The following is a 25516-nucleotide window of genomic DNA, read 5'->3' as shown; positions in this document are numbered from 1 at the left end:
CATTGCAGGAGAGCTAAACCAAGATAAATTTCCATTTTAAACTGTCTTTTCGCTGTGATAGAGAAGGAAAATCAACGCGTTGGTGTAACAATGAGGAGTGTCGACGAATAGTACCGCATCCATGCCTCTTTGGTGACAGGAAATTACGACGGCTTGATTTTTCTCATGATGTCGAGAAGGCGTGATAAATCACTTGATGCTTGATGATAGTCCCACAGCGTCGGGAGGAAGTCCGTGCTGTGGGACCCAGGCCAATTAAGCGTTCAGCGTGGCGTTATCAATGACGAAGCGGTATTTCACATCGCCTTTGAGCATCCGCTCGTAGGCCTCATTGATTTCGTCGGCGCGGATAAGCTCGATATCGGACACAATCCCGTGCTCGGCACAGAAATCCAGCATCTCCTGCGTCTCAGGAATGCCGCCAATCATCGATCCTGCCACCGTACGGCGTTTCATGATCAGGTTGAACACGTTAGGAGAAGGATGCGGCGATGCCGGCGCACCGACCAGCGTGAGCGCGCCATCGCGCTTCAGCAGCACCAGAAACGCATCCAGATCGTGCGGCGCGGCAACGGTATTCAGGATTAAATCGAAGCTGCCCGCGTGCACTGCCATCTCTTCCGCGTGACGAGACACCACGACCTCATTAGCGCCCAGCGCCTTAGCATCTTCACGTTTGGATTCAGACGTGGTGAACGCCACAACATAGGCCCCCATGGCATGCGCCAGTTTGATCCCCATGTGGCCAAGCCCACCGATACCTACGACGCCGACCTTCTTACCCGGCCCGGCATTCCAGTGTCTCAGCGGCGAATAAGTCGTAATCCCCGCGCATAGCAGAGGCGCAACAGCAGCCAGCTCCGCCTCAGAGTGACGGACGCGCAGCACATAACGTTCATGCACGACGATCTGCTGAGAGTAACCGCCGAGCGTCCAGCCGGGCTCATCCGCCGTCGGGCCGTTATAGGTGCCGACCATGCCATCACAGTAGTTTTCTAAGCCATCATCACACTCTTCACAGTGTCGACAGCTGTCCACGATGCAGCCGATACCCACCAGATCGCCCGCCTTAAAGGCGGAGACATGGGCCCCTACCGCCGATACCCGCCCGACGATTTCATGGCCAGGCACACAGGGAAACTGTGTGCCCGCCCATTCAGCACGCACCTGATGCAGATCCGAGTGGCAGATGCCACAGTACGCAATCTCAATCTGGACATCGTGAGCTCCCGGCGCACGGCGGACGATCTGCAACGGTTCGAGAGGTTTATCGCCCGCATGGGCCCCATACGCATGAACAAGCATGGCTATTTCCTTTTCTGTTGAGAAACCAATTATGTTGAGAAACTTATCGTGTAAAGAAACCGACTATGTGGAAAAACACGCTATTTTCCTCAATTCCCCCAGCAAACAGGTATAGCATTCCGCTTGTTTTCTTGCCTAATTCTGCATTTTTATGTTCGCATGACGTATTACAGACGACGTTATTCACCACCGTCATTCATCAGAGGGTCATTTTGGTCAACGCCAGCGAAGCGCCTAACGCAATCAGGGCAACGCCGATACCTTTGTCGACCAGATGTTGCCTGTCGAGCAGCCGACGACGCATAGCAGGAGCGGCAAAAAACAGCGCAACCATGCTGAACCAGACCCAGTGCGCCACTGACATGAATAACCCGTAGCCAACGTTATGGCTTACTGGGCTACCAGGCTGCACAACCTGAGTATAGGTGGCGACGACAAACAGCATGGTTTTTGGGTTAAGCGCATTGGTGAGAAAGCCCATGCGAAACGCGGCAAGCGCTGACGGCGCATGACCGGATGCCTCTTCTAATGTTATTTTTGCCGTATTGGTTAACGACTTATACCCCAGATAAATCAGATATGACGCCCCCAGAATCTTCATCATCATAAAGATCATCGGGGAGCTGACAATGAATACCGCGATGCCAAAAACGGTATACATCACATGGATCTGGACGCCGCAGGCAATGCCAAACGCGCTGAGTAATCCGGTGCGCGAGCCAAAGGCGTAGCTATTGCGGGTCACCATGGCAAAATCAGGCCCCGGACTGATCACCGCCAAAATAGTGATCGTCGCGACGGCAATTAACTCATTCATTAACGTTTTCCTTGTTCGGCAAGCCATCTTTTTTCACGATGATTTTGCACAGATAGGTGACAGGCGAGCTAAAAGAGGAATGCAAAGGTGACCGACGAAATACGGCCATCAACGATGCCAACCTCACGATAATTCCTCATTATTTAAACCATTACCTCTCTTATCGTTTGAGGACGGTGTGATTATTCAGCGTTTGCATGTGGCAAAAAAGCGATTTATCTTGGTGTAAATCTGTCAAATTTCATCGTGTATATGAAACTTCCCTCGTTAGCCTCTTTTCGCTTCTTTGAAGCGGCCGCACAAACCGGTAGCTTTGTTAAAGCCGCCGAGTCCCTGCATGTCACGCATGGCGCCGTTAGCAGGCAGATCAGATTGCTGGAAGAGGCGCTGGGGGTTGAACTGTTTGAACGACGTAACCGCGCGATCTTTTTAAACGCAGCGGGCCGTTCTTTGCATACGGTCACACAGTCCGTTTTCGAACAGCTCGAAGGGGCGGTCTATCGGCTACAGCAAGGTGCGCAGGATGACGTGCTGACGCTGTCATGCGAGCCCACGATTGCCATGAAATGGCTGATTCCACGGCTACCAGCGTTTAATCAGGCAAATCCCGATATCAAACTCCATCTGGTAGCGGCAGGCGGGCCGATTGATTTTGTGCGCAGCGGCGTTGACCTTGCACTGCGGCGTGACGATTTTCACTGGGATCCGCAAACGCATGGCGTAAAGGTGTGCGACGAATGGATGGGGCCGGTAAGCCGTGACAAAGCCGAGCGTAAAAACAGTCTGGAAGGGATGCGTTTGCTCTATACCGGAACACGGCCGAAAGCGTGGGCAACCTGGCAACGGCAGACGCACGTGTCCATCAAAGGCAGCGTCAGAGCGGACTACGAGCACTTCTATCTCTGTATTCAGGCGGCGGTCTCGGGGTTGGGCATGGCAATGGCGTCTTTCCTGATGGTGCAGGACGAGATTGCGAACGGACAACTGCATGCCCCTTACGGATTTGCGCAAGATGGTTCAGCTTATTATCTGCTGTCGCCCATCCCTCTTGAACAAAATGAGAAGTACATACGATTTCATACCTGGCTAATGCAGGAAGTGTCCACCTGCCTTTCCGGGGTTGAGGACGCTTGTTAAACCCGCAACTGGAAAGACAATGACAGCACATTCCCGTGAAACCAATTTCACGACACTGAATATGATTATCGCCGCCTCGCTTGTGGGGCTGGTGACAGGGTACACCCTGCCGCTGATCAGCCTGAAGCTGGCCGAGCACGGGCACAGCACGACAACACTCGGCGTTCTGGCGGCCCTTCCGGCAGCCGGGATGATGCTCTCTTCATTCGTTACCCCGTGGCTCAGTCGCCATCTGCACGCCAGCTATCTGCTCTCCGGCAGCTTGATTATTCTGGCGGCATCCACTGTTGCTTCATTCCTGCTGTTACACCCTGTTTCGCTCATTTTCCCCCGTCTGTTTACCGGGCTCGCTTCGGGGGTTTTGGTGGTACTGGGAGAAACCTGGGTCACCAGTCGGGCTTCAGACAAACACAAAGCGACGCTGACGGGGCTGTATGCTGCCGTTTTCACAGGGTGTCAGCTGATCGGGCCGCTGCTCATTGCCGCTGGCGAGTCGCTGCAAACCTATGCGCTATGGCTGATTTGCGCTCTATCCGCCGCGTGTGCGTTCATGCTGAGGAACTGTGCCACGATGGTTCAGGCAGAGGAATCGTCCTCAGCATCTTATCGGGATTTGATCCCTTTTCTCCCGGCCATCGCCTCTGGCGTGCTCTGCTTCTCCTTCTTCGATGCCAGCATCCTTTCGCTCTTTCCGCTTTACGGCATGGAGCAAGGCTTAGACGAAAAATCCGCGATCTTATTGGTTACGCTCATCTTTCTGGGCGACGCCGTCTTTCAGACGCCGATTGGCTGGCTGGCAGACAAATGCGGCATCATCAGAACCCACATCGGCTGCGGTGTCCTTTTCTGTGTGATGCTGGTCTTGATCACCTTCTCATTCTCATTCTCCTCCCCTACACTTCTGGTGCCCGTCTGTATCGTACTGGGCGCCGCCGCAGGCGGGCTTTACACGCTGTCTCTGGTCCGGGCGGGGCAACGGTTTGCTGGTCAGCGACTGATTGTGATGAATTCCCTTCTGGGGCTGGTGTGGTCTGCGGGCAGTATCAGCGGGCCGCTGTTCTCCGGCGCAGCCATCACGTTTTACGGCTACGACGGTCTGATTGCCACCTTGCTGCTAACTGGCGTGCTGTTTGTCGGCATACAGGGCGTATTAAGAAAAGCACGCGTATCGCGTTCGCTGGGGGAAGAGTAAACGTAGGCATCCGTCTCACCAAGCCAGCTACAGCCTGGTGAGACTGAAAGAGATACGACAGAAGGGGCGCTTATGCGGCCATTTCGCGTTTGAACACCTCCAGCGTGTGCGCCTTGACGCGAATGAACTCAGGATCGCTCATCGCCTCCGCCCCGCGTGGACGTGCTAAATCAAACGGAACAATCTCCGACACCGTTGTGGGTCGACGCGTCAGCAGCAGGATTTCATCTGCCAGAAACACCGCATCCTCCAAATCGTGTGACACGATGACCATCGTCACGCCAGTCGCCAGTTGAACCTCTTGCAGCTTGTCGCGGATGAACAGCGTCATTTCAAAATCCAGCGCAGAGAACGGCTCATCGAGAAACATGACCTCCGGCCCCGTCGCCAGCGCCCGCATGATGCACACGGTCTGCTGCTGTCCGCCTGAAAGTTCATACGGATAACGCTGAAGATCGAAACGAATATCAAACATCGCGATCAGTTCGTCCATCCGCGCCTGAACGTCTTGCTGCCGCATGCCGCTACGCACCAGCGGATAGGCAATATTCTTCCAGGCGCTCATCCAGGGAAAAAGCGCATCACGATAGTTTTGGAACACATAGCCAATTCTGGTTTCCGCCAGCGTTTTACCATCAAACAGGATATCGCCGCTATCGACGGGAATCAGCCCGGCAATCATGTTCATCAGCGTCGATTTACCACAGCCGTTCGGCCCGAAAATCGACACGATCTTACCGCGCGGCAAATCCAGATTCAGATCGGTATAGAGCGGCTGGCCTGCAAACGATTTGTTCAAGCCACGAATAGTGACGTGGGTATTCGGTGCGGGATAAGGCGGCAGCGCGGTATCCGGTTTTTCCACCTGCGCGTTATGAGGTGTCATCATGCTTTGCCACTCCAGTGAACAATTCGTTTTTCTGCGACTAAAAACAGCACGTTAAGCAGATATCCCAGTGCGCCCGTAATCAGGATAGAGGCGTACATATCCCGAATGTTGAACACCTGCTGTGCATCGATGATGCGGTGACCCAGCCCGGTTTCCGAGCCAATGAACATCTCCGCGACAATCACAATCACCAACGCCATCGACACACCGGTACGCAGGCCGACAAAAGTTTGCGCCAGACTTTCCAGCAGCATGATGTCTTTAAAAATATGCCAGCGGGAGATCCCCATGACCTGTGCCGCCATCAGACGGGTTTTCTTGGCATTCATCACGCCATAGGCGCTGTTGAACAGAATCACCAGCACGGCCGCAAAGGCCGAAATAGCAATTTTATTCGCGTCGGTTATGCCGAAAATCAGCAAAAATAGCGGGATCAGCGCTGACGACGGCGTAGAGCGGAAGAAGTCGATCAGAAACTCCAGACTGCGGTAGATCTTTTCATTGCTGCCCAGAATAACGCCGAGCGGCACGCCAATCAGTGCGGCAAAACCAAATGCGGCGAGCGTACGGTACAGCGTCGCACCGATATCCGTACGCATGCTGGCATCCGCGAAGGACTGGAACATATAGCTCAACGTGTCGACCGGCGACGGTAATAAAATGGGGTTCAGCCATTTCGCGCTGACCGCCAACTGCCAAAAGAGAAACAGCAGAATCGGGCCGACGGCGGGTAATAATTTAGACGTCCAGTGCTGGCGCATAATCGAGCATCTCCCTTAAGGCTGATAAATCAGGCTGCTGACATCTACCGGCTGCCGGAAGATTTTTCTTTCGGTGAACACATCATAAAACTTCTGGAACCACGCCAGATTGTCGCCTTTTAGCTCGTCGTACATGACAAACCCCGGCAACGGCACCTCTTTACTCAGCTCGGCCTCGATACTGGTGTACCCGGTAATGTGCTCGCGCGCCGCTTCTGGGTTCTGCTGAATAAACTGCACTGATTTGGTATAGGCCTGCGTGAAGCGTTTTGCATCCGCCGCACGGCTGTCGATGAAACCGCTATTTAATGCCGCCGCACCGCCAAACCACGGCGCATCAGGGTTACCGAGCACATAGCGTGAGATCACGCCCGTCTCCAGTGTACGTGACAGCCCTTTCAGTCGACCCACCGTTCCCGTGGGTTCCAGCGTATAAACACCGTCAATCTGACCCGCAGCCAGCGCCGCGGCATGCTGCCCAACGGGCAACTCAGTCACGCGCAGTTCATCCGCCGTAAAGCCGTTTTTCTCCAGAATGATTTTGGTCATCACCACATTCTGAATACCCGGCCCACAGGCGATACGTTTGCCCTTCAGCTCCGCGATACTTTTTACATCGCTGTTCAACGGCACCAGAAATTCATCCAATACCATCTGATGATTTGACGGGTTCGAGCAAATGATCTTGAACAAACCGGGCGAGGTAATCTCGCCTAATCCCAACGCGCCGGTGGCCGTACCGTTGGCACACCCGTGTATACGTCCTGTAATCATCCCCTCGACAATCTGTTGCGGGCTGGCGAATTTCACCGCTCGCACATTCAACCCTGCCTCTTTGAAAAAGCCCCGTTCAACGCCCACGTATAAAGGCAAACCGCCCACAATCGGCCAGTAGCCGATGCGGATTTCTTCACTTTCGGCAGCAAAAGCCATGCCCGGCAGCAGGCTGCTTAGCGTCAGCGCGCCTGCGCTAACCGCTGACCACTTCATTAACTGCCTGCGTTTACGATCGATCTTGTCATTGTTATTTTTCATTGTGTTCCCCCTTCAATGGTGAGCTAACAACAGCTGATAACCATCAGCCTGAAAAAACCGATCAGGTCGATTGCCTGAGTCGCGCCATCTTGTACACAAGACGGTATATAAGACTAAGCACAGGCCGTGCCATGTTTATCAGCACCACAAAACCCAGCAAATACGCTGTTCCCGTGGCGTTAGCGCACCAAAAAAAAGCAAAACGTTACAAAAATGCCTTACGAGTGATGCAGAGGATGGCAGTAGCCGTTCAGAGAGAAGCGAGGCGCAGTTGATCAGCGAACTGAATTTGTGGAGGAGAGCAACGACAACCCATCATGAGTTAATGATGGTGATTGTCGTCGGCGCAGTTTTATATTGGCTTAAGACTTCGCACTGAGCTGTATGAATACATCCTGAAGCGTTGCGGCCTCGTAGGTTGGCGCGATGTCCGAATCATTGGCGGCCCCGCCTGCATTGAACCAGCAACTGTCGATGCCGTAGAGGTTTGCCCCAAGAATATCGGCATCAAGCCTATCGCCCACGATGATCGCCTCGGCTTTTTTGAATGCGCTGAATTTGCGGGCGGAGAACTCGAAGAAGCGCGCATCCGGCTTGGCGAAGCCGCAAGCCTCAGAGGTGGCGACAAACGAGAGCCAATCCGCCAGACCCGAGTTTGCCACTCGCTGCGCCTGCACATACTCAATGCCATTGGTAATAATGCCAACTTCACCGATCTCGGCAAGCGCTTCACAGATCTGAACCGCGCCATCTACCAGCACCACGGTTTCAGGCAGGCACTCCAGATAGAGGTTGCTCGCTTTGTGGGGATCGATATCGATGCCATGAAGGGAAAAAGTGCGCCGAAATCGTTCTACTTTCAGTCGATCTTTGGTGATTTCCCCTTTCTCAAACTCGCTCCATAGCTGGGAATTCTCGCGCTGATAGTCGGCAAACAGGCTCGTATTTTCAATATCGACGCCAAGATTGGTCAGCGTACGCGCGAACGAAAGACGCTCAGAGGCTTTGAAGTCCAACAGCGTGTCGTCAAGGTCAAACAGGAAATGGCGGTATTTCATAAATGTTGGTTACTCGAAATCAAGGAATCACTTTTGGTGGAGACGGACTGCGCCGGCTTCACAGCCGTCAGCGCGCGGTTAACACCTAGAATCACAACAAGGAAGGAGAGCGTCAATAGTCCAATCATCACCCACGGAAATGCGCTCGCCCCTGCGCTGCTGAGGAGCAATCCTCCGATGACGCCCCCCGTTGCCACGGCCGTGTTCCACGATGTGGTAGACATCGACTGTGCGACGTCCACGGCATCAGAGGAAAGGTGAGTCATTGCCGTTTGCGTGACGACGGAGAATCCCCCGAACGAGATCCCCCACATAAAGACGGCCAGCACCAGAATGAGCTGTACATCGGACCAAAGGCCCAAAAGGAGCGTCGCAGCGGCGAATAAGAGCACTTCGGCAGGGCCGAGACGCTTGAGGTTGCCATCAACGATAATGCCTGATAGCACAAGGCCAAACACCGCCCCCGCCCCGAAAATGAACAGCACACCGTTGAGCCAATCCCCCACGGCGGAAGCCGCGAGGAAAGGTTCGATATAAATATACAGAATGTTGTGCGTGACGATGTAGGTGAGGATCAGCGCCAGCGTCGCCCCGACGCCGCGCTTGGTGGCAACCTGGGGCAGCGATAACCGCTTATCCGCCGATTCACCCGGGAAATCGGGAGCAAAAAGCGCAATCCAGACAACAAGGAGCACCGCGATGGCCGACACGAGTCCAAATGCGCCCTGCCAGCCAATGACAGATCCGAGAAGGCCGCCAATCGGTACACCAAGCACCAGCGCGACCGTAGAACCCGCACCGACAATGGCAATAGCGCGCCCGAGTAACCACCGTGGAACCATACGCGAGGCGTACCCGGCCAGCATCGACCAGACCACGCCACCGAACAGGCCAGCAACAAAGCGGGCGGACAGCGATAAAATATAGTTGTCGGAAAAGGCGGTCACCGCATTCACGACGGCAAACCCGCTAATCGCGATGAGCAGCAGAGGTTTACGCCGCATGCCGCGCGTCAGCGCCGTCGCGGGAATCGCAGATAACAGCGCCCCCAGAGCAAACGCGGTGATGAACTGGCCAGCCAGACTTTCCGAGACATCAAGACCCGCTGCAATCGCACTGAGAAGCCCTGCCGGCATGATCTCAGTGAGTAAGGTCAGAAACGCCGCTGTCGCAAGCGCGAGGAGCTTTAACACGGGGAGAGACGGGGTTTGGATTCGATTTGCACTCAAAATGATTATTTACCTGTAACGCTGGCCTGTCGTGGCACGCTGAATTTTGCCACCTGAACAGAGATGATATCACTACATCCGTATACAAACAGGTAACATGATGATTCTTGACAGCTATCATACTGCTGATACGCATTCAGAGGCACAACGCGGTGGGTAAACAATGTTGAAAATCTCTTTCTTTACTCTCTTTATCAGGTATCTAAAAGCATCGACCGTTCAGCATCCAGACGTTTTTGGGCTTACGGATTTTTCACCGATAGCGCTGGCTTCTCAAGGATACGAGTTAGTCGGCGATCCGACCGACTTTCATTTTTATGAGAAGGACTATGTTGTTGGTTATCACAATAAAAATCTGAATATTGTTTTTAAACGCTATTTTTATCTCGATGAAAATGCCGGAAGCGGCTTCTCCATAGGACGGGGAGCGAACCTTATTTCTCTTTTGAAATGCTATAAGGCCGTTTGTTTAGCCGATGGGATTACTGAACCTGTCTTTGATTTTTATTTTTCAGAGGATAAGAAAGACGGGGCCATTATAGTCGGTGACTCCGTCGTCATTCGCTTTAATCAATGGAGTGCAAAAGGACAATATTCGATTGTCACTATTGAGAGCGATTTTAGTGAATCAGGTCAGTTTCAGATGACCTCAACCAATGCGGTTAAAAAAACCATGCACGTCTATGACGATAAATTACCGCTTTCAACATCAAAGCTCAGGAAAAAATCTAGTGCGTTTCGCCAGCTTGCTAAATTTCTGTCAATTTGAATGTTTTTTATTATTGCAGGCTGTCAGAAGCAGAATGTTTTTCTTTAGCTCTCGGTTTTCCCACACAGTTCTTCAGACAGCCATTGAATGTAATCCACCAACGCCGCCTCATTTCTCCGGCAATACGTCCATTTCTGGTAACGTTTTATCGTAATGAAGCCTGCCTGCCGCAATAGATCGACATGCCGACTGGCGGTCGGCTGGGCGATATGCAATGCATCAGCGATCAGCGTAATACACACACCAAATTCCTGTGGATCGGCTGACGTCTGCCCACTGAAATGCTGTTGTGGATGCTTAAGCAGACGGAGGATTTCCAATCGCGGCTCACTGGCTAATGCCTTAATCTGGGTTGATCTCATCTTCATCTTTCGTATTATATAGTCATATAGCTAATTTTAAATATGATGATAACATGCTTGAGCTAAAACATAATTTTCTTTTCGAAGGTCAGCCTGTCGCCTGGGGATGCATGGGGCAAGGCCCCGCGCTGGTGCTGATTCACGGTACGCCTTTTTCCTCTCAGGTATGGCGGCGCATCGCTCCTCTACTCGCTTCCCAGTGGACCGTTTATTACTACGATATGGTGGGCTACGGCCAATCACATAAATCTGCCGGACAGCAGGTGTCGCTCGGCGTGCAGGATCGGTTACTGGCCGCACTTCTGAAAGCGTGGCAACTTACGCGGCCCGATATACTTTGCCATGATTTCGGCGGCGCAACGGCGCTACGTGGCTATTTCCTACACAACCTCCGTTATGCCTCGCTGACGTTGTTTGACGCCGTTGCCCTTTCCCCATGGGGTTCGCCCTTTGTCACCCATGTCAGAAAACATCAGGACGCCTTCACTGGCTTGCCGGAATACGTTCATGATGCGTTACTCAAGGCATATTTGCAGGGGGCAGCTTACCAGCCGTTATCGGAAGAAGCGCTGAACATTTACATGTCACCGTGGCAAGGAGAAGTCGGGCAAGCCGCTTTCTATCGGCAAATAGCCCAGATGGACCAATGCTATACCGACGACATTGAGCCTTTGCTCACCGGGCTTGATTGTCCGGTGAATATGTTGTGGGGCGAACAGGATGAGTGGATACCGCTCGATGTCGGTCAACGTCTGGCTCATCGGCTCGGCGGTATACCCTTACAGATCGTCAAAAACGCAGGTCACCTTGTTCAGGAAGACTCTCCCGAAGTCATCGTTCAATCCATGTATTCCTTGCTGTTACAGCGGGTGGAAAGACAATCCTCACGATAAGGCGGCAATCATGAGCAGCAGTAACCATATTCTCGAGCGTCTACTCTTCACGATCCATAAACGGTTGGTCTCTCTCCCCATAGAGCAACATTTACGTGGCGATCTCCTCCCCATCATCAATAGTTGGCCTTCCCTGCCAATAAAAAACGCGCGGTCGAGTCCCGCTGCACATCTACCTGCGGTGGATTATCTTGAACAAGCATTGAAAATCGGGGAAGTATCGGGAGACAAAGAAATATGCTCGATGATCAGGTTATTAGCCCCCGCATTAAGCTGGAATTTTGATTATTCTCCGCATCCTGACTTTCCGTATCTGGACGAAAAAATTGCCTTTACGCAATTTGTCGGGCCTGAAGATCGCTGGATATCATCCCATTTAGCGATAGGTCTGACGCTCATTGCGCCAAAAACACATTATCCAGCGCATTATCACCCCGCGGCGGAGATTTACCTTCCTCTGGCTGGTACGGGTTTGTGGTCGATGGGGAATGAGGGCTATTTTCCACGTCAACCTGGTGAATTAATTTTTCACCGTAGCGGTGTTACACATGCGACTCGGGCGCAAGAAGACCCCGTGCTTGCTTTATATATATGGCACGGTGATATCCGTTCGCCCTCTGAATAGCCGTGCGGGGCGTGTGAATAGCCGTAAATTGCAGGTGATTACCTGCAATTTACGGTAGGAAAGAAAGCGTTATTATTTCTTCATTTCAAGGCTTTTCATTGCCTCTTTGCTTAACCCGTGCGTTGAACTGCTAATAACACAGTTATACGTTTCACTTTCATTAATAACCATAAAAGTGCTCACCGGGTTTTTCATTTTTTTATCAACAGAGAAAATAATATAAGAATTGGGTAAGGAACTAGGTTTAAATGCACCAAATGAGTAGCTATCAGCTAAACCGAGAGGGGATAAATCGGCCGTTAATTCCATGGGTTGTGTACTGTGTGGCGAAGGGAACATGGATTTTGCCGACATCATCATCGACTGGGTATCGATGTTATATTCTGTTGTCACTTTCATGCCGACGTATTTGGATTCAGGCATATTCAGCTTTTTCTCACACATCGCATCGTGCTGCGGGCTAGGCGTCCCATTTTGCAGGACAGCGTGAATATGTTTTAATTCAACTTGATCTTTTCCGGTATGCGCTTTTGCCGTGTCAGCAGCCTGAGCAAACCCGCTCATCACTAAAGCCGCCGTTGCTACAACATGTAAAATAGTGCTATTCATTGCTTTCATTTTTCCATCCTCTTTTATCTGTAGGGATAACCATATGAACCATGATAGCAATCCGTTATTTATTAAATAAAAAACCGGAACACCTCATGGAATTTAAATGATATTTCCCAGATAGAGTTGAATAGAAAAATCACTAAAAAAATAACAGCACTAATCATTTTAGATGGTGTAATTTTTATAAATGCATTCTGGTTATAAACATAGTCAAATTTTGATATTACGTCAAAACCCAATCGACACAGAGAATAAAATAGAAAAAGGAATCAGAACAAATATAATCAAGCTAAGTAATTCATAAAATGATTTATCTACAATATCAACGGTAAAGGCACGGCTCGAATGCACAGCTAACGGTGTTCATCGAGTAGAACAACAGTGTATTGCCAGATAAGGAAACGACTCAGCGTACCAACGGTATCGTTGCACAACGGAAAAGAGTGAACAGATTCTAGTTACAACAAGGAAAGTGATGATAGAAGCAAAAAGAGAGATAAAAAGATTGGAGCGGGAAACGAGACTCGAACTCGCGACCCCGACCTTGGCAAGGTCGTGCTCTACCAACTGAGCTATTCCCGCATATCGGACAGACATTAACAGGCGTTACGTCTGATTACTGCACACTGATTGTATGGTGACAAACAGTGATAAAACTTGGAGCGGGAAACGAGACTCGAACTCGCGACCCCGACCTTGGCAAGGTCGTGCTCTACCAACTGAGCTATTCCCGCCCGGGAAATCTTCACACGATGTTGAAGTTCTTTAATTGAAATTCTTCATCGGTATGGGGTGCGCATTATACGAGAAATCCGTTTAACCGCAAGCCCCAAAAAATGAAAAATCGTCTGACTGCTGATAAAAAAAACAATATGTTGATAAAGTAGACATACACCGACAAAACAGATGTTGTGGCGTAAATAGCAGAGGTTCGCTGCACATCACGCCTCCCCGTCTTGCTTCATCTACAGCCGCAGAAAATTCTCACGGTAATAGGACAGCTCCGCCAATGATTCGCGAATGTCGTCCATCGCCTGATGCGTGCCCTGTTTCTTAAAGCCCGTCAGGATTTCCGGCTTCCAGCGTCGCGCCAGCTCTTTGAGCGTACTGACATCCAGATAGCGGTAGTGGAAGTAGGCTTCCAGCTCCGGCATATAGCGGAACAGGAAGCGGCGATCCTGCCCAATGCTATTGCCACAGATCGGCGATTTACCCGCCGGCACCCATTTTTGTAGAAACGCCAGCGTTTCCAGCTCGGCAGCACGTTCGTCCGTGGTGCTGGCTTTGACGCGATCCGTCAGGCCGCTAGCGCCGTGTGTACGCACATTCCAGTCATCCATCAGCGCCAGTTGGCTATCCGACTGATGCACCGCCAGTACCGGCCCTTCGGCCAACACGTTCAGATTAGCATCCGTCACCAGCGTTGCGATCTCAATAATACGATCGCGATCCGGGTTCAGGCCGGTCATTTCGAGATCGATCCAGATCAGATTATTTTCATCTACCATCGTGGGTGTTCCTGTTGCATTGTGCCCTGTCATCGATACAAGGATAGCAGTATCAGTCCCAGCGCAGATACCGACAAGGTGGTATCAGTTAATTAAAATCAAATAGGGTGTATTATAGTCGGTTGAAACGCGACGGGCGATAACGCACTGCCGCGAACGATGAATCGTCTTAAGTGAGGCTTAGTGAGCAAAAAGAAACTGTCGAAAGGTCAGCAGCGTCGGGTTAGCGCAAACCACCAGCGTCGCCTGAAAAAAACGGAAAGCAAAGTCGAATGGGAAGATAGCCAGCTGGGCGATGCGCAGGAAGGCATTATCATCAGCCGATTCGGTATGCACGCCGATGTGGAAGCCGCCGATGGTGTGGTGCACCGCTGCAACATTCGTCGGACCATTTCATCGCTGGTTACCGGCGACCGCGTCGTCTGGCGGCCCGGCCATGAATCACTCGCTGGCATCAGCGGGATCGTGGAAGCCGTTCACCCCCGTCATTCCGTCCTGACACGCCCTGACTATTACGATGGCATTAAACCGATCGCCGCCAATATCGATCAGATCGTGATCGTCTCTGCGATCTTGCCTGAACTGTCGCTGAACATTATCGATCGCTATCTGGTTGCTTGCGAAACGCTGGAGATCGAACCGCTGATCGTACTGAACAAGATTGATCTGCTGGATGACGAATCCCGCCAGTTTGTGGATAAATTGATGGATATCTACCGCGCACTCAACTATCGCGTGCTGATGGTGTCCAGCCATACTCAACAGGGTATCCCTGAACTGGAGCAGGCGCTCACTGACCGTATCAGTATTTTCGCCGGGCAGTCAGGCGTGGGGAAATCCAGCCTGCTTAACGCGCTGCTCGCACTGGGTGAAGAACAGATTCTGGTGAATGAGGTTTCCGATACCTCAGGATTGGGACAGCACACGACTACCGCTTCCCGACTTTACCACTTCCCGCACGGCGGCGACGTCATCGACTCACCGGGCGTGCGCGAATTTGGTCTGTGGCATCTGGAACCCGAACAAGTTACGCGTGGTTTCATCGAGCTTCGCAAATACATCGGTTCGTGTAAGTTCCGCGACTGTAAACATGAAAACGATCCGGGCTGTGCGATTAACGCCGCACTGGAGCGCGGAGAGATTGCCGTAGAGCGCTATGATAACTATCACCGGATTCTGGAAAGCATGGCGCAAGTAAAAACGCGTAAAGGCTTTTCAGATACAGATAACTGACATTTATCATGACCATCGTTACAATGCGCCCCCTTTGAGAGTTAACGAATCCGCTGACTCTCTTTCTGGGCTACCGCTGGCAACGTCAGGCGTGTTTCCCAGACTGTTTGTTTTATGGCGCACTATTAATCCAAGAGGCTCACAGTGCTGGATAATATCAAAATCAAATTACAGTATTGGCTTCCCAAGATCTGGCTGACCCGCTTAGCGGGGTGGGGAGCAAATAAGCGTGCGGGAAAACTCACCAAGTTGGTGATCGATCTGTTTGTCCGCCAATACAACGTCAACATGCAGGAAGCGCAGCAGCCGGATACCGCATCCTATCGCACGTTTAACGAATTTTTCGTTCGCCCTCTGCGCCCAGGCGTTCGGCCTGTCGATCCTCATGCGCACCGTCTGGTGCAACCTGCTGACGGCGTGCTGTCGCAGTTTGGCCCCATTACCGACGGCAAGCTGATTCAGGCGAAGCAGCACGACTACTCGCTGGAAGCGCTGCTGGCTGGCAACTACATGATGGCCGATCTGTTCCGCGACGGTCTGTTTGCCACCATTTATCTTTCACCGCGTGATTATCACCGCCTCCACATGCCGTGCGACGGCGTACTGCGCGAGATGATTTACGTGCCGGGCGACCTGTTCTCCGTCAATCTGCTGACGGCCGATAACGTGCCGAATCTGTTTGCGCGTAACGAACGCGTCATTTGCCTGTTTGATACGGAATTCGGCCCATTGGCACAAATTCTGGTCGGTGCGACCATTGTCGGCAGCATCGAAACCGTGTGGTCAGGCGTGGTGACACCACCGCGTGAAGGCATTATCAAGCGCTGGACTTATCCGCAAGCAGGTGAAGAAGGTGCCGTCGTGCTGACGAAAGGCGAGGAAATGGGCCGCTTCAAGCTGGGCTCAACCGTGATTAACCTGTTTGCCGCAGGCAATAATCTCCAGTTTGCCGCCCACCTGAATAACATGAGCGTAACGCGTATGGGTGAACCGTTTGCCGAAGTCCGTCAGGACGATTCAACGCCTGTCGTCTTCCCGGAAGGAACCGAGCTGGCAGCCAACGACGCCACACCGTCTGAACCGGTTCAGGCTGAAGGACAAAATACTGCGGCTGACGCATCCGGCCAGGCAGGTCACAAACCCGACGCACCATAAATAGCGTCCAACTTTAGTCGCTTGTAAAAGTGTTGTTTGTAATAAGGTAGCTAACGTGCGTCTGATTCTGACTTTTCTTCTGGGATGTTTATTATCAACTGCCACGTTGGCTGCCACAGCGCCCAATGAGGCGCAGCTACGCCAGCAGCTACAGCAGGCTGAAGCCAACAAAGGTGCAGCCGATCAGGCAAAAGTCGTTGAAGAATATCAGGCTGCACTGAACACCCTACAGGATCGCAAAGAGGCGCAGGAACGCGCCACACAATATCAGCGCGTTATTGATGATTTCCCCAAGCTGGTTCAGGAACTGCGTCGCCAGCTTAATGCCGAAGACGGCAAACCCTCGTCGATTCCAGAGGGACTCTCCAGCAACGATCTTGAACAGCAGCTGTTACAAACGAGCAGCCAACTGCTGGAACAGGCCCGCCAGCTCCAACAGGAGCAGGATCGGCTGCGTGAAATCAGTGATTCACTGAGCCAGCTTCCGCAGCAGCAAACGGAAGCCAGCCGCATGCAAAGCGATGCGGAACGCCGTATTCAGTCTCTCGGTACGCCTGCCACGCCGCTGGGGCAAGCGCAGCTCGTCGCGCTTCAGGCCGAATCCGCGCTGCGTAAAAGTCGGGTGGACGAACTGGAGCTGGCGCAACTGTCAGCCAGCAATCGTCAGGAGCTGTCCCGGCTACGCGTCGAGCTGTATAAAAAGCGCCACGACAGGCTGGATCTGCTGCAACAGGATTTACGCAGCCGGCTCAATAACCTACGCCAGCGCGAAGCCGAGCAGGCATTAGAGCGCACAGAGCTTCTTGCGGAACAAAGCGGCGATTTACCCAGCGTCATCAGCAAACAGCTACAGGTTAACCGTGAGCTCTCCGTCGCGCTGAACCAACAGGCACAGCGGATGGACCTTATCGCTTCTCAACAGCGTCAGGCTGCCACGCACACCATTCAGGTTCGTCAGGCGCTAAGCACGATCCGCGAACAGGCACAGTGGCTCGGCGTCTCACCGATATTGGGAGAAACGCTACGGGCGCAGATAGCGCGTCTGCCGGAAATGCCCAAGCCTCAGTTGCTGGATAGCGACATGGCGCAGCTCCGCGTACAGCGGCTGCACTTTGAAGACCTGATCAACAAACCCCAGGATCTTGATAAAGCCAAACAGGACAACGGCGATCCGCTAACCAGCACACAGCAGCGTATTCTGACCGACCAGATGCGTACCCAGCGCGACCTGCTGACTTCACTGATCTCCGGCTGTGACTCACAGATATTGGAACTGACCAAACTCAAAGTCGCCAATAACCAACTGGCGGATGCGTTGACCGAAACACGGGAAGCGGCCCATCGCGATCTGTTCTGGGTTGCGGATGTCGATCCCGTAACGTTCGCCTATCCACTCAAACTGGTGCAGGATCTGACGCGCCTGCTGTCACTGGATACGCTGACGCAGCTGGGTAGCGCGCTGGTGATGATGGTCACCAGTCAGGAAACCGTGCTGCCGCTACTGGGCGCACTGCTGCTGGTGGGATTCAGCATCAGCTCCCGTCGTCACTATCATGCGTTTATGGAGCGCGCCAGCAGTCGCGTCGGCAAGGTCACGCTCGATCACTTTATGCTGACGCTGCGTACCGTATTCTGGTCCATCCTTACCGCTCTGCCACTGCCGGTACTCTGGGCAGCGCTGGGCTACGGGCTGCAAAACGCCTGGCCTTATCCGATTGCTGTCGCCATCGGCGACAGCGTGACCGCCACCGTGCCGTTGATGTGGCTGGTGATGATTAGCGCCTCATTCGCGCATCCGCAGGGGCTGTTCATCGTCCACTTCCGCTGGTCGCCGGAGCGCGTCGCCAGAGCAATGCGCTACTATCGCCTTTCCATCGCCTTTATCGTGCCGCTGATTATGGCGCTGATTACGTTCGATAAGCTCAACGATCGCGAGTTTTCCAGCACGCTGGGGCGGCTCTGTTTCATCCTGCTCTGTATGGCGCTGAGTCTGGTCACAACCGGGTTAAAACGCGCCGGCATCCCCCTGTATCTGGATAAAGAAGGCTCTGGGGAAAACTCCGTTAACCGTGCGATGTGGAATATCCTGATTGCCATGCCGCTTATTGCCGCGCTGGCCTCCTGCATCGGCTATCTGGCGACCGCACAGGCGCTGCTGGCGCGTCTGGAAACCTCCGTCTCTATCTGGTTCTTCCTGCTGGTGGTCTACCACATCATTCGCCGTTGGATGCTGATTCAGCGACGCCGCATCGCCTTCGACCGCGCCAAACAGCGGCGTTCAGAAATTCTGGCGCAGCGTGCCAAAGGTGAAGAAGACGCGCCGTCTGCGTCATCCCATGAAAGCAGTTCGGAAGCGGTGGAAGAGCCCGTCGTCGATCTGGACGCCATCAGCGCCAAATCCCTGCAGCTGGTGCGATCTATTCTGACGCTGATCGCGCTGGTTTCCGTTATCGCGCTGTGGTCAGAAATTCACTCCGCCTTCGCATTCCTGGAAAATATCAGCCTGTGGGATGTTTCCAGCACGGTCAAAGGCGTGGAGAGCGTACAGTCGATTACGCTAGGCTCGGTGCTGATCGCCATTCTGATCTTTGTTATTACCGCACAGCTGGTGCGTAACCTGCCCGCCCTGCTTGAGCTGGCGATCCTCCAGCATCTCGATCTGTCACCGGGCAGCGGCTATGCCATTACCACCATCAGCAAATATATTCTGATGCTGATCGGCTGTCTGATGGGGTTCTCGCTGATCGGGATCGAATGGTCGAAGTTGCAATGGCTGGTAGCCGCACTGGGTGTGGGACTCGGGTTCGGCTTGCAGGAGATCTTCGCCAACTTTATCTCTGGCCTGATCATCCTGTTTGAGAAACCGATCCGTATCGGCGATACCGTTACGATCCGCGATCTCACAGGTAGCGTCATGCGCATTAATACCCGTGCTACCACCATTTCCGACTGGGACCGCAAAGAGATCATCGTGCCAAACAAGGCATTTATCACCGAGCAGTTTATCAACTGGTCGCTGTCGGATTCCGTCACGCGTGTTGTGCTGACGGTGCCTGCTCCGGCGGACGCGAACAGTCAGGAAGTCACTGAACTGCTGATGGATGCGGTGAAGCGCTGTTCGCTGATTCTGGATACGCCAGAGCCCGAAGCCTTTCTGGTTGACCTGCAACAGGGGATTCAGATTTTCGAGCTGCGCGTGTTCGCCGCCGAAATGGGGCACCGTATGCCGCTGCGCCATGAACTGCACCAGTTAATTCTGGAAAACTACCGCAAGCACAATCTGGATCTTCCTTTCCCACCGTTCCAGGTAAGAATGGACAATCTATCGCGCAGTGGAAGAACGCTGACGCCGCGGCAGCGGACGCCGGGCAGTTTATAAGAGGGGAAACGGGCGGCGGCCAGAGATGGCACCGCCCTTCATGAGGCTTGTTACGCGCGCTCTACCGAGAACGCAATCACGTCACTCAGCTTTTCGGCGTTCAGCGCCAGCATGATCAAACGATCCACGCCTAACGCTACACCAGCACACTCCGGCAGACCGTGTTTCAACGCCGCCAGCAGATTTTCATCAATCGGCTGCTGTGGCAAATCACGCGCGGCACGCTTACGGTTATCCTGCTCGAAACGCTGACGTTGCTCATCGGCATCGGTCAGTTCGCGGAAACCGTTCGCCAGTTCGATCCCCTTAAAATAGACTTCAAAGCGCTCGGCGACACGATGGTCTTCCGAACTGATCTCGGCCAGTGAAGCCTGCGTGGCGGGGAAATGATAGACAAACGCCGGTTTGTCGCGCCCGATATGCGGCTCAACGCCAAAGGTGAACAGCATCTGCACCAGCGAATCGCGATCGTCTTCACGGTAGGCGATATCGCCCAGCCCGAGTTTTTCTGCTGCTTCGCGCAGCTGCGCTTTATCAACAGACAGAGGGTCGATCTCCAGATGGCGTAAAAACGCCTGCTGATAGGAGAGCATTTCCGCGCTTTCACAATCCAGTACCTGCTGCAACAGGTCATCGACCTCATTCATCAGGCGGTACATATCATAGTGAGGGCGATACCATTCCAGCATAGTGAATTCTGGGTTGTGGTGTCGGCCTGATTCTTCATTGCGGAAACTGCGGCCCAGCTGAAAGATCGGTCCGCTACCGGCAGCCAGCAGACGCTTCATGTGGTATTCCGGGCTAGTCATCAAATACAGCGTCATGCCATCCGCAGCACCGGGACCAACGAAGCGGGTCTGGAACGGGTATAAGAAAATATCCGTTACCGTAGCCTGGCTCATGGCAGGCGTTTCGACCTCCAGTACACCACGATCGGTGAAGAAACGTCGGACAGCAGCAATGATCGACGCTCGTTTCAACAAATTAGCGACAGAAGCACTAGGTTGCCAACTTGTCGTCTCGCTCATGGTTCTTACTCCAAAGTCAAACAGGGGGTGCAGTCTACCCGCATCAGCCCAAATTTCCAGCGGAAAAAAGGCAAGACGCGCTTTTCAGCAAGGTATGTTCTACCCTTTAGAAGGGAGCAGTCAGGATAGCAGCCGTAAATTATATCCAGTGGATCATTTTCTTATATCCCCCGCAAAAGGGTTATTAAAGAAATAAAAGCATCATTTCCCCCTAAATAAGTCTTTCGATCACGTTTTTATCAATAAATACGAGACTCGCTGAAAAAACGACAAAATGCGGGATCACATCAAATTTCATCTACCTATAATTCGGTATAATTATTCCCACACAAAAATTATAGGTTTATCTATTCTTTATACCTCTATCACATAATTTTCAGCGGGTTTGATATTAAGCTCGGATATAAAGACAGAAATGAATAGATATTATTTTTTTATTTTAACTTAATTAACTTAAGTAACTGGAGGAATGCATTGCAAACCTTTAATGCCGATTTGGCCATTATCGGGGCCGGAGGTGCTGGCCTACGAGCGGCAATTGCTGCCGCAGAAGCCAACCCTCAACTGAAAATTGCGCTGATCTCAAAAGTCTACCCAATGCGTAGCCATACCGTGGCGGCAGAAGGTGGGTCAGCAGCAGTGACTCAGGAACACGATAGTTTCGATTATCACTTCAACGACACCGTCTCCGGTGGCGACTGGCTGTGCGAACAAGACGTGGTTGAGCACTTCGTCAAACACTGCCCGGAAGAGATGATTCAACTGGAACAGTGGGGCTGCCCCTGGAGCCGTAAACCGGATGGTTCTGTCAACGTTCGCCGCTTTGGCGGGATGAAGATCGAACGCACCTGGTTTGCCGCCGATAAAACCGGCTTCCACATGCTGCATACGCTGTTCCAAACCTCCCTTAAATATCCGCAAATCCAACGTTTTGATGAGCACTTTGTCCTCGACGTTCTGGTCGATGACGGCCAGGCGCGCGGTCTCGTTGCCATCAATATGATGGAAGGGTCGCTGATTCAGATCCGCGCTAACGCTGTGGTGCTGGCAACAGGCGGCGCAGGTCGCGTGTACCGTTACAACACCAACGGCGGCATCGTCACCGGCGACGGTATGGGCATGGCGTTCCGCCACGGCGTACCGCTGCGTGATATGGAATTCGTTCAGTATCACCCGACCGGTCTGCCCGGTTCCGGTATCCTGATGACCGAAGGCTGCCGCGGCGAAGGCGGCATCATGGTCAACAAAGACGGCTACCGTTACCTGCAAGACTACGGCATGGGCCCGGAAACACCGCTCGGCCAGCCGAAGAACAAATACATGGAGCTGGGGCCACGCGATAAAGTCTCGCAGGCGTTCTGGCACGAATGGCGCGCAGGCCGCACCGTCTCAACCCCGTTGGGCGACGTGGTTTATCTCGATTTGCGCCACCTCGGCGAGAAGAAGCTTCTGGAACGTCTGCCGTTCATCTGCGAACTGGCAAAAGCCTATGTTGGCGTCGATCCAGTGAAAGAGCCGATTCCTATTCGCCCTACCGCGCACTACACCATGGGCGGCATTGAAACCGATCAAAACTGCGAAACTCGCATCAAGGGTCTCTTCGCCGTCGGCGAATGTTCCTCTGTTGGCTTGCACGGCGCGAACCGTCTGGGTTCCAACTCGCTGGCCGAACTGGTGGTTTTCGGGCGCGTTGCAGGTGAACACGCCGTACAGCGCGCACAGGCAGCAGCGCCGGCCAACGGTTCAGCGCTGGACGCGCAAACGCGCGACATCGAACAGCGCTTGCATGACCTGATGAATCAGGAAGGCACCGAAAGCTGGGCGAAAATCCGCGACGAAATGGGCATGTCGATGGAAGAAGGCTGTGGTATTTACCGCACCACCGATCTGATGCAGAAAACCGTCGATAAGATGGCTGAACTGAAAGAGCGCTTCAAACGCGTGAAAATCACCGACCGTTCCAGCGTGTTCAACACCGATCTGCTGTACACCGTTGAGCTAGGCCACAGCCTGGATGTTGCGGAATGTATGGCGCACTCGGCGATCAACCGTAAAGAGTCTCGCGGTGCGCATCAGCGTCTGGATGAGGGTTGCACCGAGCGTGATGACGTTAACTTCCTGAAGCATACGCTGGCGTTCTATAACCCGGAAGGCGCACCTCGTCTGGAGTACAGCGATGTGAAAATTACCAAGCTGCCACCGGCCAAACGCGTATACGGTGCAGAAGGTGATGCGCAGGAAGGCAGCAAGAAGGAGCAGGCGAATGGCTGAGACGATCAAAACCCTGAAAATGGAAGTCATGCGCTATAACCCTGAACAGGACAATGAACCGTATTTTGAGACGTTCGATGTCCCGTACAACACGCAGACTTCCCTGCTGGATGCACTGGGTTATATCAAAGATAACCTGGCGCCGGACCTCTCCTACCGCTGGTCCTGCCGTATGGCGATTTGTGGCTCCTGCGGCATGATGGTGAATAACGTCCCTAAATTGGCCTGTAAAACCTTTCTGCGTGAATACACGAACGGTCTGAAGGTCGAAGCATTGGGCAATTTCCCCATTGAGCGCGATTTAGTGGTCGATATGACCCACTTCATCGAGAGCCTGGAAGCTATCAAGCCGTATATCATCGGTAACGATCGTAAACCTGCTGATGGCCCGAACAAGCAGACTCCAGCGCAAATGGCGAAGTATCACCAGTTCTCCGGCTGTATTAACTGTGGTTTGTGCTACGCGGCCTGTCCGCAGTTTGGCCTGAACCCTGAGTTCATCGGCCCGGCGGCGATTACGCTGGCGCACCGTTATAACCTGGACACCCGCGATCACGGCAAGAAAGCGCGTATGCCGCAGTTGAACGGCAATAACGGCGTCTGGAGCTGTACGTTTGTGGGCTACTGCTCAGAAGTGTGTCCGAAGCACGTCGACCCTGCCGCTGCTATCCAGCAAGGCAAAGTCGAGAGCGCGAAAGACTTCATGATCGCCATGCTGAAACCACAATAAGGGAGGGACAATGATGACATCTAAACGTAAAGCGTATGTTCGCGACATGTCGCCGACCTGGTGGAAAAAGCTGGGGTTCTACCGCTTTTATATGCTGCGTGAGGGGACGGCTGTCCCCGCCGTCTGGTTTAGCATCGTACTGATGTGCGGCGTCTTCGCACTGAAGAACGGGCCGGAAGGCTGGGCACACTTCGTCAGCTTCCTGCAAAACCCACTGGTGCTGCTGATTAATATCGTTGCGCTGCTGGCCGCCGTGCTGCACACCAAGACCTGGTTTGAACTGGCGCCAAAAGCCAGCATCATCATCGTTAAAGATGAAAAAATGGGGCCAGAGCCACTCATTAAAGGGCTGTGGGCTGTCACCGTGGTGGTAACCGTAGCCGTTCTGGCGATCGCCTTACTATTCTGAACAGGAGAAATAACGTGATTAACCCAACGCCAAAACGTTCTGACGAACCGCCTTTCTGGGGCCTGTTCGGCGCCGGCGGGATGTGGAGCGCGTTCTTCGCCCCGGTGATTATCCTGCTGGTCGGCGTGATGCTGCCTCTGGGGCTGTTCCCAGACGCGCTAACCTATGAACGCATCGCCGCGTTCAGCCAGAGCTTTATCGGCCGCGTCTTTTTGCTGCTAATGATCGTGCTGCCGCTCTGGTGTGGCTTACACCGTATCCACCACGCGATGCATGACCTGAAAATCCACGTTCCTGCCGGGAAATGGGTGTTCTACGGTCTGGCGGCAATCCTGACTGTGGTGACCGTCATCGGCGTCGTCACGCTGTAAAATGTAATACTGTAAATTTGTACTCAACGGCCTGCACGACATCGTCGCAGGCCGTTTATTTTTCCCGCCGGACCACGCTCATCGTCTACACTGGAACAGAGATGAAAACGATGAGACGTCAATATGATGCATTTTACCGCTATTCGCTTTAACGCTCTTTTCTTCAAAACTCTGTTATTAACCATCAGACGCCGCGGAAAAGCCTGCATTGCCGCGCTGGTGGCGCTCTTCTCTGTCGCCTGTAGCGTAACACCGCCCGATAACGTCGCCGTGGTGGAAAATTTTGACGTCAATCGCTACCTCGGCACATGGTATGAGATCGCCCGTCTCGACCATCGCTTTGAACGCCATCTCGAACGCGTAACAGCAACCTACAGCCCGCGGGAAGACGGCGGCATCAAGGTTATCAACCGTGGCTTTAATGTCGAAAAACAGGAATGGAAAGAGAGCACCGGGAAAGCCTATTTCACGGACTCGCCTCAGCGAGGCGCACTAAAAGTGTCGTTCTTCGGGCCGTTTTATGGCGGTTACAACATTATTGAGCTGGATGACGATTACCGCTACGCCCTGATTTGCGGGCCGAACCGCGACTACCTGTGGATCCTCTCACGCACGCCAACGCTGGATGCCGCGACACGCGACAAACTGGTCGCTACAGCCAAACGCTACGGCTTCCCGACAGAAGCCCTTATCTGGGTCAATCAGTAACCTGAGCGAATCAGTCACAACACAGGGGATAACCGATGTG

The 25516-nt window shown here is 53.0% G+C and carries 24 protein-coding genes and 2 tRNA genes; 13 read left to right on the top strand and 13 right to left on the bottom strand.

Going from position 1 to position 25516, the window contains the following annotated elements; all coding sequences use genetic code 11:
• Positions 1–255: 255 nt before the first annotated feature.
• Positions 256–1305 (bottom strand): NAD(P)-dependent alcohol dehydrogenase, encoded by a 1050-nt coding sequence (locus WCT94_RS12810; protein WP_336869856.1) that lies wholly within the window; start codon positions 1303–1305, stop codon positions 256–258.
• Positions 1306–1504: 199 nt separating this feature from the next.
• On the bottom strand, positions 1505–2122 hold the full coding sequence (locus WCT94_RS12805) for a LysE family translocator (protein ID WP_336869855.1): 618 nt from the start codon (positions 2120–2122) through the stop codon (positions 1505–1507).
• A 252-nt stretch (positions 2123–2374) separates the two neighbouring features.
• Between WCT94_RS12805 and WCT94_RS12800 the strand changes: the two genes are divergently transcribed.
• Together WCT94_RS12800 and WCT94_RS12795 are read left to right on the top strand one after the other, a co-directional pair.
• Positions 2375–3259, top strand: coding sequence for a LysR substrate-binding domain-containing protein (locus WCT94_RS12800; RefSeq protein ID WP_336869854.1), 885 nt, complete (start codon positions 2375–2377; stop codon positions 3257–3259).
• A gap of 19 nt (positions 3260–3278) precedes the next feature.
• Complete coding sequence (locus WCT94_RS12795) at positions 3279–4451, top strand: MFS transporter (protein WP_336869853.1); 1173 nt, start codon at positions 3279–3281, stop codon at positions 4449–4451.
• A 70-nt stretch (positions 4452–4521) separates the two neighbouring features.
• On the opposite strand, the gene WCT94_RS12790 is transcribed toward WCT94_RS12795, so the two are convergent.
• The 5 genes from WCT94_RS12790 to WCT94_RS12770 form a co-directional block, all read right to left on the bottom strand.
• Entirely contained in the window at positions 4522–5340 is an 819-nt protein-coding gene (locus WCT94_RS12790; protein ID WP_015841872.1) for an ABC transporter ATP-binding protein, read from the bottom strand.
• On the bottom strand, positions 5337–6101 hold the full coding sequence (locus tag WCT94_RS12785; protein WP_336869852.1) for an ABC transporter permease: 765 nt from the start codon (positions 6099–6101) through the stop codon (positions 5337–5339). The genes WCT94_RS12790 and WCT94_RS12785 overlap by 4 nt, the downstream gene beginning before the upstream one ends.
• 15 nt (positions 6102–6116) lie before the next feature.
• Positions 6117–7136, bottom strand: a complete 1020-nt coding sequence (locus tag WCT94_RS12780; protein WP_336869851.1) for an ABC transporter substrate-binding protein — start codon at positions 7134–7136, stop codon at positions 6117–6119.
• Between the two features lie 362 nt (positions 7137–7498).
• Complete coding sequence (locus WCT94_RS12775) at positions 7499–8194, bottom strand: YjjG family noncanonical pyrimidine nucleotidase (protein ID WP_336869850.1); 696 nt, start codon at positions 8192–8194, stop codon at positions 7499–7501.
• On the bottom strand, positions 8191–9423 hold the full coding sequence (locus tag WCT94_RS12770; RefSeq protein ID WP_336869849.1) for an MFS transporter: 1233 nt from the start codon (positions 9421–9423) through the stop codon (positions 8191–8193). The genes WCT94_RS12775 and WCT94_RS12770 overlap by 4 nt, the downstream gene beginning before the upstream one ends.
• Positions 9424–9586: 163 nt before the next feature.
• Between WCT94_RS12770 and WCT94_RS12765 the strand changes: the two genes are divergently transcribed.
• Entirely contained in the window at positions 9587–10192 is a 606-nt protein-coding gene (locus tag WCT94_RS12765) for a hypothetical protein (RefSeq protein WP_336869848.1), read from the top strand.
• Positions 10193–10236: 44 nt separating this feature from the next.
• Here the strand turns inward: WCT94_RS12765 and WCT94_RS12760 are convergent, their stop codons facing one another.
• Positions 10237–10554: an ArsR/SmtB family transcription factor gene (locus WCT94_RS12760; RefSeq protein ID WP_336869847.1), complete on the bottom strand. Its 318-nt coding sequence runs from the start codon at positions 10552–10554 to the stop codon at positions 10237–10239.
• Between the two features lie 53 nt (positions 10555–10607).
• On the opposite strand from WCT94_RS12760, the gene WCT94_RS12755 reads away from it, so the two are divergent.
• Both WCT94_RS12755 and WCT94_RS12750 read left to right on the top strand, forming a co-directional pair.
• A complete protein-coding gene (locus tag WCT94_RS12755; RefSeq protein ID WP_336869846.1) occupies positions 10608–11447 on the top strand; it encodes an alpha/beta fold hydrolase in 840 nt (279 codons plus the stop codon).
• Between the two features lie 10 nt (positions 11448–11457).
• Complete coding sequence (locus WCT94_RS12750; protein ID WP_336869845.1) at positions 11458–12072, top strand: dimethylsulfonioproprionate lyase family protein; 615 nt, start codon at positions 11458–11460, stop codon at positions 12070–12072.
• A gap of 72 nt (positions 12073–12144) precedes the next feature.
• On the opposite strand, the gene WCT94_RS12745 is transcribed toward WCT94_RS12750, so the two are convergent.
• From WCT94_RS12745 to orn, 4 genes are all read right to left on the bottom strand, one after another.
• Positions 12145–12690 carry a hypothetical protein gene (locus tag WCT94_RS12745; RefSeq protein ID WP_336869844.1) on the bottom strand — a complete coding sequence of 182 codons (546 nt, stop codon included), beginning with the start codon at positions 12688–12690 and terminating at the stop codon, positions 12145–12147.
• Between the two features lie 500 nt (positions 12691–13190).
• Positions 13191–13266 (bottom strand) — tRNA-Gly (locus tag WCT94_RS12740).
• Between the two features lie 76 nt (positions 13267–13342).
• A tRNA-Gly gene (locus tag WCT94_RS12735) sits at positions 13343–13418 on the bottom strand.
• 231 nt (positions 13419–13649) lie between these two features.
• Positions 13650–14192, bottom strand: coding sequence for an oligoribonuclease (orn, locus tag WCT94_RS12730; RefSeq protein WP_336869843.1), 543 nt, complete (start codon positions 14190–14192; stop codon positions 13650–13652).
• A 183-nt stretch (positions 14193–14375) separates the two neighbouring features.
• Here orn and rsgA point away from each other — a divergent pair, with 183 nt between their 5' ends.
• The 3 genes from rsgA (at position 14376) to mscM (ending at position 19959) form a co-directional block, all read left to right on the top strand.
• Positions 14376–15425, top strand: coding sequence for a small ribosomal subunit biogenesis GTPase RsgA (rsgA, locus tag WCT94_RS12725; protein ID WP_336869842.1), 1050 nt, complete (start codon positions 14376–14378; stop codon positions 15423–15425).
• Positions 15426–15569: 144 nt separating this feature from the next.
• Positions 15570–16580: an archaetidylserine decarboxylase gene (gene asd / locus WCT94_RS12720; protein WP_336869841.1), complete on the top strand. Its 1011-nt coding sequence runs from the start codon at positions 15570–15572 to the stop codon at positions 16578–16580.
• Between the two features lie 55 nt (positions 16581–16635).
• Positions 16636–19959, top strand: coding sequence for a miniconductance mechanosensitive channel MscM (gene mscM / locus WCT94_RS12715; protein ID WP_336869840.1), 3324 nt, complete (start codon positions 16636–16638; stop codon positions 19957–19959).
• A gap of 50 nt (positions 19960–20009) precedes the next feature.
• Here the strand turns inward: mscM and epmA are convergent, their stop codons facing one another.
• Positions 20010–20987, bottom strand: coding sequence for an elongation factor P--(R)-beta-lysine ligase (epmA, locus tag WCT94_RS12710; RefSeq protein WP_336869839.1), 978 nt, complete (start codon positions 20985–20987; stop codon positions 20010–20012).
• Positions 20988–21461: 474 nt separating this feature from the next.
• Here epmA and frdA point away from each other — a divergent pair, with 474 nt between their 5' ends.
• The 5 genes from frdA to blc all read left to right on the top strand — a co-directional run bounded on the left by frdA (position 21462) and on the right by blc (position 25476).
• Positions 21462–23258 carry a fumarate reductase (quinol) flavoprotein subunit gene (frdA, locus tag WCT94_RS12705; RefSeq protein ID WP_182101136.1) on the top strand — a complete coding sequence of 599 codons (1797 nt, stop codon included), beginning with the start codon at positions 21462–21464 and terminating at the stop codon, positions 23256–23258.
• Positions 23251–23988, top strand: coding sequence for a succinate dehydrogenase/fumarate reductase iron-sulfur subunit (locus tag WCT94_RS12700; RefSeq protein WP_336869838.1), 738 nt, complete (start codon positions 23251–23253; stop codon positions 23986–23988). The genes frdA and WCT94_RS12700 overlap by 8 nt, the downstream gene beginning before the upstream one ends.
• 13 nt (positions 23989–24001) lie before the next feature.
• Entirely contained in the window at positions 24002–24397 is a 396-nt protein-coding gene (gene frdC / locus WCT94_RS12695) for a fumarate reductase subunit FrdC (RefSeq protein WP_182101166.1), read from the top strand.
• A gap of 14 nt (positions 24398–24411) precedes the next feature.
• Positions 24412–24768 (top strand): fumarate reductase subunit FrdD, encoded by a 357-nt coding sequence (frdD, locus tag WCT94_RS12690; RefSeq protein ID WP_005972985.1) that lies wholly within the window; start codon positions 24412–24414, stop codon positions 24766–24768.
• A gap of 123 nt (positions 24769–24891) precedes the next feature.
• Positions 24892–25476 carry an outer membrane lipoprotein Blc gene (blc, locus tag WCT94_RS12685; protein ID WP_336869837.1) on the top strand — a complete coding sequence of 195 codons (585 nt, stop codon included), beginning with the start codon at positions 24892–24894 and terminating at the stop codon, positions 25474–25476.
• Positions 25477–25516 lie beyond the last annotated feature (40 nt).

It is taken from the genome of Pectobacterium sp. 1950-15, assembly GCF_037136835.1.
In the GTDB taxonomy this organism is placed as follows: domain Bacteria; phylum Pseudomonadota; class Gammaproteobacteria; order Enterobacterales; family Enterobacteriaceae; genus Pectobacterium.
This window is presented reverse-complemented; position numbering and strand designations above follow the sequence as displayed.

Excerpts from the sequence above, each read along its gene's own strand:
- WCT94_RS12810 (WP_336869856.1), bottom strand. The coding sequence starts at position 1,305 with ATGCTTGTTCATGCGTATGGGGCCCATGCGGGCGATAAACCTCTCGAA.
- WCT94_RS12805 (WP_336869855.1), bottom strand. The coding sequence starts at position 2,122 with ATGAATGAGTTAATTGCCGTCGCGACGATCACTATTTTGGCGGTGATC.
- WCT94_RS12800 (WP_336869854.1), top strand. The coding sequence starts at position 2,375 with ATGAAACTTCCCTCGTTAGCCTCTTTTCGCTTCTTTGAAGCGGCCGCA.
- WCT94_RS12795 (WP_336869853.1), top strand. The coding sequence starts at position 3,279 with ATGACAGCACATTCCCGTGAAACCAATTTCACGACACTGAATATGATT.
- WCT94_RS12790 (WP_015841872.1), bottom strand. The coding sequence starts at position 5,340 with ATGATGACACCTCATAACGCGCAGGTGGAAAAACCGGATACCGCGCTG.
- WCT94_RS12785 (WP_336869852.1), bottom strand. The coding sequence starts at position 6,101 with ATGCGCCAGCACTGGACGTCTAAATTATTACCCGCCGTCGGCCCGATT.
- WCT94_RS12780 (WP_336869851.1), bottom strand. The coding sequence starts at position 7,136 with ATGAAAAATAACAATGACAAGATCGATCGTAAACGCAGGCAGTTAATG.
- WCT94_RS12775 (WP_336869850.1), bottom strand. The coding sequence starts at position 8,194 with ATGAAATACCGCCATTTCCTGTTTGACCTTGACGACACGCTGTTGGAC.
- WCT94_RS12765 (WP_336869848.1), top strand. The coding sequence starts at position 9,587 with ATGTTGAAAATCTCTTTCTTTACTCTCTTTATCAGGTATCTAAAAGCA.
- WCT94_RS12760 (WP_336869847.1), bottom strand. The coding sequence starts at position 10,554 with ATGAGATCAACCCAGATTAAGGCATTAGCCAGTGAGCCGCGATTGGAA.
- WCT94_RS12755 (WP_336869846.1), top strand. The coding sequence starts at position 10,608 with ATGCTTGAGCTAAAACATAATTTTCTTTTCGAAGGTCAGCCTGTCGCC.
- WCT94_RS12750 (WP_336869845.1), top strand. The coding sequence starts at position 11,458 with ATGAGCAGCAGTAACCATATTCTCGAGCGTCTACTCTTCACGATCCAT.
- WCT94_RS12745 (WP_336869844.1), bottom strand. The coding sequence starts at position 12,690 with ATGAAAGCAATGAATAGCACTATTTTACATGTTGTAGCAACGGCGGCT.
- orn (WP_336869843.1), bottom strand. The coding sequence starts at position 14,192 with ATGGTAGATGAAAATAATCTGATCTGGATCGATCTCGAAATGACCGGC.
- epmA (WP_336869839.1), bottom strand. The coding sequence starts at position 20,987 with ATGAGCGAGACGACAAGTTGGCAACCTAGTGCTTCTGTCGCTAATTTG.
- WCT94_RS12700 (WP_336869838.1), top strand. The coding sequence starts at position 23,251 with ATGGCTGAGACGATCAAAACCCTGAAAATGGAAGTCATGCGCTATAAC.
- frdC (WP_182101166.1), top strand. The coding sequence starts at position 24,002 with ATGACATCTAAACGTAAAGCGTATGTTCGCGACATGTCGCCGACCTGG.
- blc (WP_336869837.1), top strand. The coding sequence starts at position 24,892 with ATGATGCATTTTACCGCTATTCGCTTTAACGCTCTTTTCTTCAAAACT.